Annotated in this window: 13 protein-coding genes; 9 read left to right on the top strand and 4 right to left on the bottom strand. The window is 71.2% G+C overall.

Annotated elements, in window-relative coordinates; genetic code table 11:
• Positions 1-45: 45 nt before the first annotated feature.
• Both ACZ619_RS24640 and ACZ619_RS24635 read left to right on the top strand, forming a co-directional pair.
• Positions 46-303 carry an exodeoxyribonuclease VII small subunit gene (locus ACZ619_RS24640; RefSeq protein ID WP_469602733.1) on the top strand — a complete coding sequence of 86 codons (258 nt, stop codon included), beginning with the start codon at positions 46-48 and terminating at the stop codon, positions 301-303.
• 155 nt (positions 304-458) lie between these two features.
• On the top strand, positions 459-1,049 hold the full coding sequence (locus ACZ619_RS24635; RefSeq protein ID WP_469602730.1) for a malonic semialdehyde reductase: 591 nt from the start codon (positions 459-461) through the stop codon (positions 1,047-1,049).
• Between the two features lie 72 nt (positions 1,050-1,121).
• On the opposite strand, the gene ACZ619_RS24630 is transcribed toward ACZ619_RS24635, so the two are convergent.
• The gene (locus ACZ619_RS24630) at positions 1,122-1,646 is read right to left on the bottom strand and encodes a DUF4245 domain-containing protein (RefSeq protein WP_469602728.1); all 525 of its coding nucleotides are present in this window, start codon (positions 1,644-1,646) and stop codon (positions 1,122-1,124) included.
• Positions 1,647-1,773: 127 nt separating this feature from the next.
• On the opposite strand from ACZ619_RS24630, the gene glpX reads away from it, so the two are divergent.
• Positions 1,774-2,811: a class II fructose-bisphosphatase gene (glpX, locus tag ACZ619_RS24625; RefSeq protein WP_469602725.1), complete on the top strand. Its 1,038-nt coding sequence runs from the start codon at positions 1,774-1,776 to the stop codon at positions 2,809-2,811.
• Positions 2,812-2,868: 57 nt separating this feature from the next.
• On the opposite strand, the gene ACZ619_RS24620 is transcribed toward glpX, so the two are convergent.
• Positions 2,869-3,246, bottom strand: coding sequence for a WhiB family transcriptional regulator (locus ACZ619_RS24620; protein ID WP_469602724.1), 378 nt, complete (start codon positions 3,244-3,246; stop codon positions 2,869-2,871).
• A 152-nt stretch (positions 3,247-3,398) separates the two neighbouring features.
• Positions 3,399-4,100, bottom strand: coding sequence for a DUF1707 SHOCT-like domain-containing protein (locus tag ACZ619_RS24615; protein WP_469602721.1), 702 nt, complete (start codon positions 4,098-4,100; stop codon positions 3,399-3,401).
• Positions 4,101-4,370: 270 nt separating this feature from the next.
• Between ACZ619_RS24615 and ACZ619_RS24610 the strand changes: the two genes are divergently transcribed.
• The 4 genes from ACZ619_RS24610 to ACZ619_RS24595 all read left to right on the top strand — a co-directional run bounded on the left by ACZ619_RS24610 (position 4,371) and on the right by ACZ619_RS24595 (position 10,750).
• Positions 4,371-6,041, top strand: coding sequence for a fumarate hydratase (locus ACZ619_RS24610; protein ID WP_469602718.1), 1,671 nt, complete (start codon positions 4,371-4,373; stop codon positions 6,039-6,041).
• Positions 6,042-6,134: 93 nt separating this feature from the next.
• Positions 6,135-7,532, top strand: a complete 1,398-nt coding sequence (locus ACZ619_RS24605) for a class II fumarate hydratase (RefSeq protein WP_469602715.1) — start codon at positions 6,135-6,137, stop codon at positions 7,530-7,532.
• 84 nt (positions 7,533-7,616) lie between these two features.
• Positions 7,617-8,348: a cytidylyl-2-hydroxypropylphosphonate hydrolase gene (gene fomD, locus ACZ619_RS24600; RefSeq protein ID WP_469602713.1), complete on the top strand. Its 732-nt coding sequence runs from the start codon at positions 7,617-7,619 to the stop codon at positions 8,346-8,348.
• A gap of 317 nt (positions 8,349-8,665) precedes the next feature.
• Positions 8,666-10,750 (top strand): SpoIIE family protein phosphatase, encoded by a 2,085-nt coding sequence (locus ACZ619_RS24595; protein ID WP_469602711.1) that lies wholly within the window; start codon positions 8,666-8,668, stop codon positions 10,748-10,750.
• Positions 10,751-10,819: 69 nt separating this feature from the next.
• On the opposite strand, the gene ACZ619_RS24590 is transcribed toward ACZ619_RS24595, so the two are convergent.
• A complete protein-coding gene (locus ACZ619_RS24590) occupies positions 10,820-13,234 on the bottom strand; it encodes a transglycosylase domain-containing protein (RefSeq protein WP_469602708.1) in 2,415 nt (804 codons plus the stop codon).
• A gap of 255 nt (positions 13,235-13,489) precedes the next feature.
• Here ACZ619_RS24590 and ACZ619_RS24585 point away from each other — a divergent pair, with 255 nt between their 5' ends.
• Together ACZ619_RS24585 and ACZ619_RS24580 are read left to right on the top strand one after the other, a co-directional pair.
• Positions 13,490-14,407: an SPFH domain-containing protein gene (locus ACZ619_RS24585; protein WP_469602705.1), complete on the top strand. Its 918-nt coding sequence runs from the start codon at positions 13,490-13,492 to the stop codon at positions 14,405-14,407.
• Positions 14,404-14,664 (top strand): type II toxin-antitoxin system antitoxin, encoded by a 261-nt coding sequence (locus ACZ619_RS24580; RefSeq protein ID WP_469602703.1) that lies wholly within the window; start codon positions 14,404-14,406, stop codon positions 14,662-14,664. Before ACZ619_RS24585 ends, ACZ619_RS24580 begins: the two co-directional genes overlap by 4 nt.
• The last annotated feature ends 64 nt before the right edge of the window (positions 14,665-14,728 follow it).

Genomic DNA, 14,728 nt, shown 5'->3' with positions numbered 1-14,728 from the left:
TGCCGTACCGGTCGTGCCGTACGAGTCGATGGGAAAGGTGAACGCATGAGCAGCAGGACGGAAGAGGCCGCCCCCTCCTACGAGCAGGCGCGGGACGAGTTGATCGAGGTCGTGCGGCGGCTGGAGGCCGGCGGGACGAGCCTGGAGGAGTCCCTGGCGCTCTGGGAGCGGGGCGAGGAGCTGGCCAAGGTGTGCCGGCGGTGGCTGGAGGGGGCGCGGGCGCGGCTGGACGCGGCGCTGGCCGGGCCGGACGAGGAGGACGGGGAGGCCGGGGAGGAGGCCGCGGAGGGCGCGGAGGGGTGATCCGGGAGGGCGGTGGGCAGGAAGCGGGTGTGAAGCGGATCACCACTTCCGCTTTTTGTTGAAGCTTGAAACTCCTGTCGCGTATCGTCATGCCGTCAGCCGATCCGGACCGCGGTCCGGATCCGACCGGGACGCGACCTCCAGGAAGATCTCTCATGTCTCTCGTTCTCGACCCCGCCGCCCAGGACCTGCTCTTCCGCGAGGCGCGCACCGCCAACACCTTCACCGACGAGCCGGTGACCGAGGAGCAGGTACGGGCGATCTACGACCTGGTCAAGTACGGCCCGACCTCCATGAACCAGTCGCCGCTGCGGGTCGTCCTGGTCCGTTCCGCCGAGGCCCGTGAGCGCCTGCTGCCGCACCTGTCCGAGGGCAACCGGCAGAAGACCGCCAACGCCCCGCTGGTCGCGATCCTCGCCGCGGACAACGAGTTCCACGAGGAGCTGCCGCAGCTCTTCCCGCACTTCCCGCAGGCCAAGGACGCCGTCTTCGGCGACCGCGCGGTGCGCGAGGGCAGCGCCGCCCTGAACACCGCCCTCCAGACCGCCTACTTCATCATCGGCATCCGCGCCGCCGGCCTCGCCGCCGGCCCGATGACCGGCTTCGACGCCGCCGGCGTCCAGAAGGAGTTCCTGGACGACGACCACACCCCGCTCGTCGTCGTCAACATCGGCAAGCCGGGCCCGGACGCCTGGTTCCCGCGCGGCCCGCGCCTTGCGTACGACGACGTCGTGACGACGGTCTGAGCGGTCGTGCGCGTGCGAGAGGCCCCCGGCGGTGCGCCGGGGGCCTCTCGTGCCGTGCGGGGAGGCGGCGGGTCAGGACGTCTTCAGCGCGGCCGCCATCTTCGACAGCTGGGCGAAGGAGGCCGTGCCGGCCACCACCGTCGTGGAGCCCGGCGTGCTCTCCAGCACCAGCGCGTCGTAGCGGCCGCCGGTGTAGCGGGTCCAGGTGCGGTCGCCGATCTCCTCGGTCGTCCTCGTGGCCGAGCCGCCCTGGCTGGCGTCGGTGATGAAGTCCGCGCGCTTCTGAGTCGACTGCTCGATCTGGACGTACTGACCGTCGGGGGTCTGGTAGCCGAGATGCCAGCGGTCGCCCTGCTCGCCCTGGAAGCGGACCGAGGTGGCCTTCCAGGCCGCGGGCAGGCCCTCGGGCGCGGCCACCGGGTACGACGCGGCCCGCCGCGCCGTCAGCAACTCGACCCGGTAGTCGACCCGCTTGATGTCGGGAGCGTGATCGTCGTGCGGGACCAGAAGGTAGATGAAGCCCGCCGCGAGACCGATCAGGGCCAGGGAGAGAATCATGTCCCGGACCGTCTTCTGCTTGCCGTTCGTGCCTGCCACGCCCCCTATCGTCGCAGGTGCCCGCTGCGCTCATACGTGGGGTCCCCTGCTCATTTTGTCAGCCTGACGATAGAGTCGACGGGAAAACCCTCATCCGGCCGTCGTCGTATCAGAAAGGTGCGCTCCGATGACCGAGAATCATCATCACCTGCCGTCCGAACTCGATGTCCCCTCCGAGGCCCCCGACCGCAACCTCGCCCTGGAGCTCGTCCGGGTGACCGAAGCCGCCGCGATGGCCGCGGGGCGCTGGGTGGGCCGCGGCGACAAGAACGGCGCCGACGGTGCCGCGGTCCGCGCGATGCGGACCCTCGTCTCCACCGTGTCGATGAACGGCGTGGTCGTCATCGGCGAGGGCGAGAAGGACGAAGCGCCGATGCTCTTCAACGGGGAGCACGTCGGTGACGGCACCGGACCCGAGGTCGACATCGCCGTCGACCCGATCGACGGGACCACGCTGACCGCGAAGGGCATGCCCAACGCGATCTCCGTGCTGGCCGCCGCCGAGCGCGGGGCCATGTTCGACCCGTCCGCCGTGTTCTACATGGACAAACTGGTCACGGGCCCGGAGGCGGCGGACTTCGTCGACATCAACGCGCCCATCTCCGTCAACATCCGCCGGGTCGCCAAGGCGAAGCGGTCCTCGCCGGAGGGCGTGACCGTCGTCATCCTCGACCGGCCGCGCCACGAAGGGATCATCAAGGAGATCCGGGAGGCCGGCGCGCGCATCAAGCTGATCTCCGACGGTGACGTCGCGGGGTCGGTCTACGCGCTGCGCGAGGGCACCGGCGTCGACATGCTGCTCGGCATCGGCGGGACGCCCGAGGGCATCATCTCGGCGTGCGCGGTGAAGTGCCTGGGCGGGACCATCCAGGGCAAGCTGTGGCCCAAGGACGACGCCGAGCGGCAGCGGGCGATCGACGCCGGGCACGACCTGGACCGGGTCCTGACCACCGAGGACCTGGTGACCGGCGAGAACGTGTTCTTCGTCGCCACCGGCATCACGGACGGGGAGCTGCTCCGCGGGGTGCGCTACCGGTCGGAGACCGCGCTGACCGAGTCCATCGTGATGCGGTCCAAGTCGGGGACGGTACGCCGGATCGACTCGGAACACCGGCTGCGCAAGCTGCGGGCGTACAGCACGATCGACTTCGACAAGGCGAAGTGACGAGCGGACCGGCCGCGGGGCGCCCTCTGTGCGGAGAGGGCGCTTTCCCGCCGGGGGTCAGCCCGCTATGCGGTTCGCCGCGGCCGTCCGGGCCGGCTTCTTCAGCTCCATGTCGCGGCGCCTGCGCCTGGCCAGGACCACACGGCGCTCCGCCGCCGTGAGGCCGCCCCAGACGCCGTAGGGCTCGGGCTGGAGCAGGGCGTGTTCGCGGCACTCCACCATCACCGGACAACGGGCACAGACCCGCTTGGCCGCCTCCTCCCGGGAGAGCCGGGCGGCGGTGGGTTCCTTGGAAGGTGCGAAGAACAGGCCCGCCTCGTCGCGCCGGCACACCGCCTCGGTGTGCCAGGGGGCGTCTTGGTCCCTGTCCCGCACAGGCACCCGCTGGGCCGGCACGGCAGCTACCTGCAGGGACGAATGCGGCGGTTGCAGCACGGTCTACTCCTGACGACGGCTTCGCGAGCGAGAGACGATGCAGCAAGGCCTACCCGCTGTGCGCGGGCCTATGCACAGCGTTGGCGGGCACGGTGGCGCGGCGGCCGGTTCACGACCCCGGGCGCCGTCCGGCACGGGGCGATTCGCGACCGTCAACGGTCGAGGTGTTTGCGCATCTTCCTGTCGATCTTGTCGTGAACCCGGTCGAGGATGTCCTCGATGAACCTCCCGCGCTTCGGCCGGGCCTCCACGTTCCCGAGGACGGCCCAGCCGTCGACGTAGACGACCGGCGCGTCGGGATCGACCGAATCCAGCGTGTCCGCCTCGAAGTTGCCCAGCACCCCGCCGCCGGTGCCGCGCAGCGACACGTTCTCCGGGACCCGGATCTGGACGTCGCCGAAGACCGAGATCGCCTTGATGACGACCTGCTGGTACTCGAAGATCGCCTCGCTCAGGTCGATCTCGACGGAGCCGAAGACCGAGTACACGTGCAGCCGGCGGCCCGCGCGCCAGCGGCCCCGGCGGACCGCGCTGCTGAAGACGGCCACCACGTTGGCGTCCGCCTCGACGGGGATCGCGCCGGGCGTCGGCCGCGGCGGCACCGGCGTGTACGCGGGCGAGGCGGGGCCGGCGTGGGCCGCGGGCAGGTCCCGTATGAAGACCTCCAGCTCGCCCACCGTCTTGGCGTTCAGCACCCCCTCCACGCGCTCGGCGTGCTCGTCGGCGGTCAGGCGCCCCTCGGCGAGGGCCTCCCGCAGGATGTCGGCGATGCGGTCGCGGTCGGCGTCCGAGGCGCGCAGCTCGGCGACCGGCGCCCCGGCGCGCTCCTGAGGGGTCTGCTTCTGAAGGTCCACGACAGCAGGGTACCGAAACGCGATAGATCGCGACTACCCCTCGTCCGGTCCTGTGGAAAACCCGCCGGAGAACGTCGGTGGACCCGCCGGAGAACCGTCGGCGGACCTGCCGGAGAACCGTCGGCGGACCCGCCGGAGAACCCGCGCGGCAGGTGCGGCGCCCGAACTGAGCCTTACCTCACAGGCTCCCCGCCGACGGCAGGTTCTACGCTGGACAGCGCCCGCCAGCGTCGGCGGGCGGCCGTCCGTCAGAGTGAGGAATGGGCTGAGATGCCTGAGTTCGCGTATACCGATCTGCTCCCCCAGGGTGAGGACACCACCCCGTACCGGCTGGTGACCTCGGAGGGCGTGTCCACCGTCGAGGGACCGGACGGGCGGACGTTCCTCAAGGTGGAGCCCGAGGCGCTGCGCAAGCTGGCCGCGGAGGCCATCCACGACATCCAGCACTACCTGCGCCCCGCCCACCTCGCCCAGCTGCGCCGGATCGTCGACGACCCGGAGGCCTCGGGCAACGACAAGTTCGTCGCGCTCGACCTGCTGAAGAACGCGAACATCGCGGCCGCCGGCGTGCTGCCCATGTGCCAGGACACCGGCACGGCGATCGTCATGGGCAAACGCGGGCAGAACGTGCTGACCGAGGGCGGCGACGAGGCGGCGCTGAGCCACGGCATCTACGACGCCTACCTGAACCTGAACCTGCGCTACTCGCAGATGGCTCCGCTCACCATGTGGGAGGAGAAGAACACCGGGTCGAACCTGCCGGCCCAGATCGAGCTGTACGCCACCGACGGCGGCGCCTACAAGTTCCTCTTCATGGCCAAGGGCGGCGGCTCGGCCAACAAGTCGTTCCTCTACCAGGAGACGAAGGCCGTCCTGAACGAGGCCTCCATGATGAAGTTCCTGGAGGAGAAGATCCGTTCGCTCGGTACGGCCGCGTGCCCGCCGTACCACCTGGCGATCGTCGTCGGCGGCACGTCCGCCGAGTACGCGCTGAAGACCGCGAAGTACGCCTCCGCGCACTACCTGGACGAGATCCCGGCGGAGGGCTCCGAGCTCGGCCACGGCTTCCGGGACAAGGACCTGGAGCAGAAGGTCTTCGAGCTGACGCAGCGGATCGGGATCGGCGCGCAGTTCGGCGGCAAGTACTTCTGCCACGACGTGCGGGTGGTGCGGCTGCCGCGGCACGGCGCGTCCTGCCCGGTCGCCATCGCGGTCTCCTGCTCCGCCGACCGGCAGGCCGTCGCGAAGATCACCGCCGAGGGCGTCTTCCTGGAGCAGCTGGAGACGGACCCCGCGCGGTTCCTCCCCGAGACCACCGACGAGCACCTCGACGACTCCTCCGACGTGGTGCGGATCGACCTGAACCAGCCCATGGACACGATCCTCGCGGAGCTGACCAGGTACCCGGTCAAGACCCGGCTCTCGCTCACCGGGCCGCTCGTCGTCGCGCGCGACATCGCGCACGCCAAGATCAAGGAGCGGCTCGACGCGGGTGAGGAGATGCCGCAGTACCTGAAGGACCACCCGGTGTACTACGCGGGCCCGGCGAAGACCCCCGAGGGCTACGCGTCCGGTTCCTTCGGCCCGACGACGGCCGGCCGCATGGACTCCTACGTCGAGCAGTTCCAGGCGGCCGGCGGGTCCAGGGTGATGCTCGCCAAGGGCAACCGCAGCAAGCAGGTCACCGACGCGTGCGACGCGCACGGCGGCTTCTACCTCGGCTCCATCGGCGGCCCCGCGGCCCGTCTCGCCCAGGACTGCATCAAGAAGGTCGAGGTCGTCGAGTACGAGGAGCTCGGCATGGAGGCGGTCTGGAAGATCGAGGTCGAGGACTTCCCGGCGTTCATCGTCGTAGACGACAAGGGCAACGACTTCTTCCAGGACCCGGCGCCGGCCCCGACCTTCACGAGCATTCCGGTGCGGGGGCCCGGGCTGGCGTAGTGCCCCGGGTGCGGCGGGGAGCGGATTCCCCCCGCCGCACCCGGGTGGCGCAACGGGTGGAACATCGCAGGCCGGGCGGATGCTGTACGCGGTATGAGCGACTACCGCGGTGACTACCGCATCGAGCACGACTCCATGGGTGACGTCCGGGTGCCCGGGTACGCGAAGTGGCGGGCGCAGACGCAGCGGGCCGTCGAGAACTTCCCGGTCTCCGGGCAGCGGATCGAGCGGGCGCACATCGAGGCGCTGGCGCGGATCAAGGGGGCGGCGGCCAGGGTCAACGCCCGGCTGGGGGTCGTGGACGAGGACGTCGCGCGGGCGATCCAGGAGGCGGCCGGGGAGGTCGCCGACGGGAAGTGGGACGAGCACTTCCCGGTCGACGTGTTCCAGACGGGGTCGGGGACCTCGTCGAACATGAACGCCAACGAGGTCATCGCGACGCTGGCGAGCGAGCGGCTGGGACGGGACGTCCATCCGAACGACCACGTGAACGCCTCGCAGTCCTCCAACGACGTGTTCCCGTCGTCGATCCATGTCGCCGCCACCGCCGCCGTCACCCGGGACCTGGTACCGGCGCTCGAACACCTCGCCGGTTCGCTGGAGCGCAAGGCCGGGGAGTTCGCCGACGTGGTGAAGTCGGGGCGGACCCACCTCATGGACGCCACGCCGGTGACGCTGGGACAGGAGTTCGGCGGGTACGCCGCGCAGGTGCGGTACGGCGTGGAGCGGCTGCGCGCCTCGCTGCCCCGGCTCGCGGAACTGCCGCTCGGCGGGACCGCGGTCGGGACCGGGATCAACACCCCGGCCGGGTTCTCCGCCGCCGTGATCGAGGAGGTCGCCCGGGTGACGGGGCTGCCGTTCACCGAGGCGCGCGACCACTTCGAGGCGCAGGGCGCCCGGGACGGGATCGTGGAGACCAGCGGGCAGCTGAGGACCGTCGCGGTCGGGCTGACGAAGATCGCCAACGATCTGCGGTGGATGGCGTCGGGACCGCGGACCGGGCTCGCCGAGATCGCGCTGCCGGATCTGCAGCCCGGCTCCTCGATCATGCCGGGGAAGGTCAACCCGGTCGTTCCGGAGGCCGTGTTGATGGTGGCGGCGCAGGTCATCGGGAACGACCAGACGATCGCCTTCGCGGGCGCGGCCGGCAACTTCGAGCTCAACGTGATGCTTCCGGTCATCGCGAAGAACGTGCTGGAGTCCGTCCGGCTGCTCGCCAACGTGTCGCGGCTGCTCGCCGACCGGACCGTGGACGGGATCACCGCGAACCGGGAACGGGCCCGGGAGTACGCCGAGTCCTCGCCGTCCGTGGTGACGCCGCTCAACCGCCACCTCGGGTACGAGGAGGCCGCCAAGGTGGCCAAGAAGGCGCTGGCGGAACGTAAGACGATCCGTCAGGTCGTCATCGAGGGCGGGTACGTCGAGAAGGGGGATCTGACCGTCGAGCAGCTGGACGAGGCGCTGGATGTCCTGCGGATGACACGACCGTAACCGCGTACGAACGTTTCACGCCGCCCGGCCTGAACCGTGACGTTTGCCGCGGCGTCGTATGCCCCGGGCACCTAATATCTGTTCATGGCAGACGGTGGAGCGGTGAGACGCGTGACGCGCGGGGAGACGGGCGGTGCGACCGGAACCGGCCGGGGGAACGCCCCGGGCACCGGGTTCTGGGCTCCCGGCAGCCAGATCCTGTGGCGGTACCGGGAGAACGCCGGGGACGGCTTCCACATCGCGCGCCCCGTCACCGTCGTCCGGGACGACCCGGAGCTGCTCGTCGTCTGGCTCGCCCCCGGCACCGAGTGCGTCAGGCCCGTGCTCGCCGACGGCACCTCGGTGGGCGAGGAACCGCTGGAGTCCCGGTACACCAAGCCCCGGTCGGTCGCCCGCGGCCACTGGTTCGGCACCGGCGTGCTGAAGCTGGCCCGGCCCGGCCAGCCGTGGTCGGTGTGGCTGTTCTGGGAGCCGGGCTGGCACTTCAAGAACTGGTACGTCAATCTGGAGCAGCCGCTCCTGCGTTGGGACGGCGGAGTGGACTCGGAGGACCACTTCCTGGACATCTCCGTGCACCCGGACCGCAGTTGGCACTGGCTCGACGAGGACGAGTTCGCGCAGGCCCAGCGGGACGGCCTGATGGCCCCGGAGACGGCCGAACGGGTGCGGGCGGCGGGCCTGGCCGCGGTGGACGCCGTACGGTCCTGGGAGGCGCCCTTCTCGGACGGCTGGCAGCACTGGCGACCGGACCCGTCCTGGGCTGTACCGTCGCTGCCGGAGGACTGGGACCGTACGCCCGCGCACGTGTCCTCATGAGACCCTTGATGCGCCCCCGGTCCACAACCGTAGGATCGTCCTCCGCAAGGGCGCGTCCAGCAACGCGTCGAGCACAACTCCCGGATCATGCTCCGGGCTTGACCGAACGTCACCGAGGGGCGGCAGGACGTGAGCGAGGGGTACGAGGGCAACACCGGTGCGCGGTCCGGCAGCCGCAGACCGTTCGCCGGTGGCACAGGACCAGCCTCTGACCACGCGGGAATTCCGTTCCTGGGGCACGTATTCCGGGTATCGGGACTTCGGCGGGACCGTCTGCGCGCGCGGCGCGCAGCCCCGGACGGACGGATTCGACTCGCGTGACGGAGCACCCCACCTCCTACGAACGCCCACAGCCGGGCGTAGACCCCGCGGAGGACCGCGGGGCGCTCCTGCGTTCCCCGGCACAGCCGGCGCAGGCCCACCAACCCCCACCGCGGCCGGTCGGCGCCACCGGCTTACCCCCGCAGGCCCGCGCGGGCGAGACGCCCTCCGGTCCCGGTACCAGCACGCCCAAGGAGCATTCCGTCAACGGCCCCGAGCACGCCCAGCCCACCAGCGCTGAGCCCGACACCCACCGGCCGCGCCCCACCGCGGAGGGCATCCCGCCCCAGCCCGGCGCCGAGCAGGAACGGGCGGCCGGCCCGGACCGCCGCAGCGGACGCGGGCTGCCGCCCGGCCGGCCGATGCCCATGCGGCGGGACGGCGACCGGCTGCGCTTCGTGGGCGCCGCGACCCGGCGGATCGCCCGGGGCATCGACCTCGACGAGATCGTGATGGGGCTGTGCCGGGCGACCGTGCCGACCTTCTCGGACGCGATCCTGGTCTATCTGCGCGATCCGCTGCCGGTCGGCGACGAGCGGCCCACCGGCCCGGTGCTGCTGCGGCTGCGCCGCACCGACCGCATCCCGGAGGAACGGGACACCGAGGGTTTCCCGCCGCTGCCCGCGCCGGAGCCGGATCCGACCGACATCGGTCTGGCCGCGCTCGGCGAGGAGCTGTGCGAGGTCCGCCCGGGCGGCGCCCTCAACGAGGTGCTGCGGGGCGTACGGCCGGTGTTCGCCGACTCCCCCGCCGCCCGCGCCGCGCTGCCCGAACTCCTCGGCGGCGGGCACGAGTCGCTGGTGCCCGGCGCGCAGCACGCGATCCTCGCCCCGCTGCGCGGCCGTCGCCGGGTGATCGGCGCGGCCCTGTTCCTGCGCCGTCCGGAGCGGCTCGCCTTCGAGACGGACGACCTGCTGGTCGCCGCCCAGCTGGCCACGCACAGCGCGCTCGGCATCGACAAGGCGGTGCTGTACGGCCGGGAGGCCTACATCGCCGACGAGCTGCAGCGGACCATGCTTCCGGAGAACCTGCCGAGCGCGACCGGCGTACGGCTGGCGTCCCGCTATCTGCCGGCCGCCGAGACCGCGCGGGTGGGCGGCGACTGGTACGACGCGATCCCGCTGCCGGGCAGCCGGGTGGCGCTGGTCGTCGGTGACGTCATGGGGCACTCCATGACCTCGGCCGCGATCATGGGCCAGCTGCGGACGACCGCGCAGACGCTGGCGGGGCTCGACCTGCCGCCGCAGGAGGTCCTGCACCACCTCGACGAACAGGCCCAGCGGCTGGGCACCGACCGGATGGCGACCTGCCTGTACGCCGTCTACGACCCGGTCTCGCACCGCATCACCATCGCCAACGCCGGGCATCCGCCGCCGGTGCTGCTGCACCTGGGCGGCCGGGCCGAGGTGCTGAAGGTGCCGTCGGGGGCGCCGATCGGGGTCGGCGGGGTCGACTTCGAGGCGGTCGAGCTGGACGCGCCGGCCGGGGCGACGCTGCTGCTGTACACCGACGGGCTGGTGGAGTCCCGGCTGCGGGACGTGTGGACGGGCATAGAGCAGCTGCGCGAGAAGCTCGCGGCGACGGCCCAGCTGACCGGGCCGGACCATCCGCCGCCGCTCGAAGCGCTGTGCGACGAGGTGCTGGACATACTCGGCCCGGGCGACCGGGACGACGACATCGCGCTGCTCGCGGCCCGCTTCGACGGGATCGCGCCGAGCGACGTGGCGTACTGGTTCCTGGAGCCGGAGGACGCGGCGCCGGGGCGGGCGCGGCGGCTGGCGCGGCGCGCGCTGTCCCGCTGGGGGCTGGAGGAGCTCAGCGATTCGGTCGAGCTGCTGGTCAGCGAGGTCGTGACGAACGCGGTGCGGTACGCCTCGCGGCCGGTGACGCTGCGGTTGCTGCGGACCGATGTGCTGCGCTGCGAGGTCGGCGACGACGTGCCGCAGCTGCCGCGGCTCAGGCAGGCGCGGGCGACGGACGAGGGCGGCCGGGGGCTGTACCTGGTGAACCGGCTGGCGCGCCGGTGGGGGGCGACCCGGCTCAGCACCGGCAAGGTCGTCTGGTTCGAGCTGAACAGGTAGTGCCGCCGGGTTCGGCGGCGGCGGGGAACCGCGGGCCGGTGGGCCCGGCCGCGGTTCCCCGCCGGGTGACTACTGCTCGTCCGCCGGGTTCAGCGGGTCGTCCGTGATCTCGTCCGTCGGGGTCTCCTCCGGGGCGGAGGGAGCCGTGGTGGTCGGGGTCGCGGACTTCGTCGGGGTCGAACTCGGCGTCTGCGAGGGCGTCTCGGACGGGCTCGCGGACTCGGTCGGGGTCTCGCTCGGCGTCTCGGACGGCGTCTCGGACGGGCTCGCGCTCTGGCTCGGCGTCTGGGTCGGCTGGACCGCCGCGCCCAGCTCGGTGTCCAGGTCGAACTTGGCCTTCTTGGTGACGCCGAAGGTGTACGCCGCCCAGATCTGCGCCGGGTAGCCGCCGCCGTTGATCCGGCCGGTGCCGGGGATGAGGCCCGTGGCGCCGGTCAACGAGACCTGGTTGTGGGTCTTGGCGTCCTCGCCGAACAGGCCGACCGAGGTCACCAGGTCGGGCGTGTAGCCGGTGAACCAGGCCGACTTGTTGTTGTCGGACGTACCGGTCTTGCCCGCCACCTGCTGGCCCCTGCGCAGCGAGTTCTGGGCCACCGAGACCTTGGCCGTACCGTCGTCGACCACGCCGGTCAGCACCGACGTCACCTGGTCGGCCGCGGCGCGGCTGATGACCTGGTCGCCGATCGGGTCGGGCATGTCGACCTTGCGGCCGGTCTTCTCCGCCGACGCGATGATCGTCGGGGTGACCTTCTGCCCGTGGTTGTCGAGCGTGGCGTAGACCCCGGCCATCTCCAGCGGGCTCGCGCCCATCGTGCCCAGCGTCATCGCGGGCACCGCCTGCACGTTCTCGGTGTCCAGGCCGAGGTCGTCCGCGGTCTTCAGCACGTTCTTCATGCCGACGTCCACGCCCATCTGCGCGAACGCCGAGTTGACGGACTTGTTCATGGCGGTCTGCACGGTGATGTTGCCGTAGTCGGCGTCGTCCTCGTTCGGCGGCGCGAAGGCGATGTCGCTGCCCTTGACCGCGCGGCCGCTGGTGCCGTCGTAGACCGTGTTCGCGTTGATCGCCTTGCCGTCCTGCGTCTCGGCGTTCTGGTCGACGGCCGCGGCGAGGATGATCGGCTTGAAGGTCGAGGCCGGCTGGTAGTCGGCGCGGGTCGCGTTGTTCGTGTAGTGCTTGTAGTAGTCGACGCCGCCGTAGAGGGCGACGATCTTGCCGGTCCTGGGGTCGACGGAGACGGCGCCGGCCTGGACGTTCTTGTCGACCTTGCGCTTCTTGCCGTCGAGCTTGCTGGTGAGCTGGCCCTTGACGGCCGCCTCCAGCTTGGCCTGCTTGGTGCGGTTGATGTTCAGCGTGATCGTCCAGCCCTGGTCGACGACCTGGGCCTCCGCCTCGGACCGGGTGATGCCCTGGGACTTCATCAGCTGGTTCTCCAGCTGGGTGTTGGCCAGGTCGACCAGGTAGCCCTTCTGGCCGTCCAGACCGGAGGCGGCCTTGGGCTCCTCGGGCACCGGGAACTTCGAGTCGGCGCGCTTGGACTTGTCCAGCCAGCCCTGGCCGACCATGTTGTCCAGGACGTAGTTCCAGCGCTCCTTCACCAGCTTCTTGCCGATGGGGCCGGCCACCGCCCAGTCGTACTGGCTCGGCGCCTGGAGCAGCGCGGCCAGGTAGGCGCCCTGCTGGACCGTCAGGTCCTGGGCGTCGACGCGGTAGTAGGCCTGGGCGGCGGCCTGGATGCCGTAGGCGCCGCGGCCGTAGTAGCTGGTGTTGATGTAGCCGGCGAGGATGTCGTCCTTGGACTTCTCGCGGTCCACCTTCAGCGAGATGACCAGTTCCTTCAGCTTGCGCGTGACGGTCTGGTCCTGGCTGAGGTAGTAGTTCTTGACGTACTGCTGGGTGATCGTCGATCCGCCCTGGGTGCCGCGGCCCATCGCCGTGTTGTAGAGGCCGCGGGCCATGCCCTTGAGGTCGATGCCCGAGTCGTTGTAGAAGGACTTGTTCTCCGCCGCGACGAAGGTGTGCTGGACCTCCTTGGGCACCTTGGAGAGGTCCACGATCTCGCGGTTGACGGTGCCCTTGCGGGCGAGGACGGAGCCGTCGCTGTACTCGTAGACGTTGCTCTGGGTCTGCGCGAGCTCGTTGCCCTCGGGGACGGTGACCATCACGTAGAGCGCGATGAAGGCGCCGATGCCCAGCAGACAGACGCCGAAGAAAGCGCCGAGCATCTTCTTCCAGGTGAACAGTCTGCGTATCCGCCCCTGCGCGGGCTTGCCGTTCCCGCCCGCCCGACCCGGCTTCCCCTTGCCGGCGGCGGCCTTGCGGCGCTCCGCGCGGGTGCCGGCCTCGGCGGCCGGCGGGTCGACCGCGGTCGCGGTGGCGCCGGACGGGGCCGGTGACTCGGGGACGTCCTCGGGCGAGGGGCGCCGGGGCGCGGCGCGGTTGCCGCCACGCTGTCGCGCTCTTCTCTCTTCCGCTCGTCCCATGAGTCCGTCTGCTCCGCTTCGTCTCGGCTGTCACACGTGTGTGCGGCTGTCACACAGGTACATGGTTCAGGTCAGTCCAGAAAGCTAACACCGCTCTCTATGACAAAGAGCGCACGATCTGTCCCTTTTCGGACGTGACAATCAGCACCCCGCCCAACGGAACCGACGAGCGGAGAAGGCGGAGGGTTGCTCGGTGCATTAAAGTGATATCACTTAGATAGAACAACGCTTAGTCCGCTCACCCCAGGGGGAACCATGTCCGCGCACGACGCCCAGGCCACCGCCGACGTACCCGAGATGCCGGCCCCGCGCGTACGGGAGTTCACGGCGCACAGCATCGGCGGCGGGCTCGCCCTGCTGCTCGGGCTGGCCGGACTCGCGGCCGCGGCCGCGCTCTTCGTGTCCGCCTCGGTGAACCCCGTGTTCGCCGTCGGCGGCGTCCTCGTCTTCCTCGCCGCGGTCATCGCGATGCGCGGCCTGAACACGGTCGCGCCCGGCGAGGCCCGGGTCGTCCAGCTCTTCGGCCGCTACCGGGGCACCATCCGGCAGGACGGGCTGCGCTGGGTGAACCCCTTCACCTCGCGCACGAAGATCTCGACGCGGGTGCGCAACCACGAGACCGCCGTCCTCAAGGTCAACGACGCCTACGGCAACCCGATCGAACTCGCCGCCGTGGTGGTGTGGAAGGTCCAGGACACCGCCCAGGCCGTCTTCGAGGTCGACGACTACACGGAGTTCGTCTCGACGCAGACCGAGACCGCGGTCCGGCACATCGCCATCGAGTACCCGTACGACGCCCACGACGAGGGCGGTCTCTCGCTGCGCGGCAACGCCGAGGAGATCACCGAGAAGCTGGCCGTCGAGCTCCAGGTGCGGGTGGAGGCGGCCGGAGTGCGGGTCATCGAGTCACGGTTCACCCATCTGGCGTACGCTCCCGAGATCGCCTCGGCGATGCTCCAGCGGCAGCAGGCCGGCGCGGTGGTGGCCGCGCGGCGGCAGATCGTGGACGGGGCGGTGGGCATGGTGGAGGCGGCGCTCGTTCGGATCTCCGAGCGGGACATCGTGGAGCTGGACGAGGAGCGCAAGGCGGCGATGGTGTCCAACCTGATGGTGGTGCTGTGCGGGGACCGGGCGCCGCAGCCGGTGCTCAACACCGGGACGCTCTACCAGTGACGGACTCGCCCCCGCCCGAGGAGGCGGGACGGCGCCGGCCGCAGCAGCGCAAACAGGTGCTGCTGCGGCTCGACCCGTCGGTGTACGAGGCGCTGGCGCGGTGGGCCGGGGACGAACTGCGGTCGGCCAACGCCCAGATCGAGTTCCTCCTGCGCCGCGCCCTGGCGGAGGCGGGCCGGCTGCCCGGGGAGACCGGTCCCCTGCCGCGCCGGGGCCGGCCGCCCGGGGGCTCCGCCGCCGGCCCCCCGGCAGGCTGACGGCCCCTGCGGCCAGGGCCGGGCCGGACTCCCGCGGCGTCGACGGAGCAGGCCTCCGTTCCAT

Source organism: Streptomyces sp. NPDC104367, from assembly GCF_055583825.1.
Note: the sequence above shows the minus strand (reverse complement) of the source record. Positions and strands in the feature narration are given on the sequence as shown.

Coding starts and splice junctions, on each gene's coding strand:
- ACZ619_RS24640 (WP_469602733.1), top strand. CDS start 46: ATGAGCAGCAGGACGGAAGAGGCCGCCCCCTCCTACGAGCAGGCGCGG.
- ACZ619_RS24635 (WP_469602730.1), top strand. CDS start 459: ATGTCTCTCGTTCTCGACCCCGCCGCCCAGGACCTGCTCTTCCGCGAG.
- glpX (WP_469602725.1), top strand. CDS start 1,774: ATGACCGAGAATCATCATCACCTGCCGTCCGAACTCGATGTCCCCTCC.
- ACZ619_RS24610 (WP_469602718.1), top strand. CDS start 4,371: ATGCCTGAGTTCGCGTATACCGATCTGCTCCCCCAGGGTGAGGACACC.
- ACZ619_RS24605 (WP_469602715.1), top strand. CDS start 6,135: ATGAGCGACTACCGCGGTGACTACCGCATCGAGCACGACTCCATGGGT.
- fomD (WP_469602713.1), top strand. CDS start 7,617: ATGGCAGACGGTGGAGCGGTGAGACGCGTGACGCGCGGGGAGACGGGC.
- ACZ619_RS24590 (WP_469602708.1), bottom strand. CDS start 13,234: ATGGGACGAGCGGAAGAGAGAAGAGCGCGACAGCGTGGCGGCAACCGC.
- ACZ619_RS24585 (WP_469602705.1), top strand. CDS start 13,490: ATGTCCGCGCACGACGCCCAGGCCACCGCCGACGTACCCGAGATGCCG.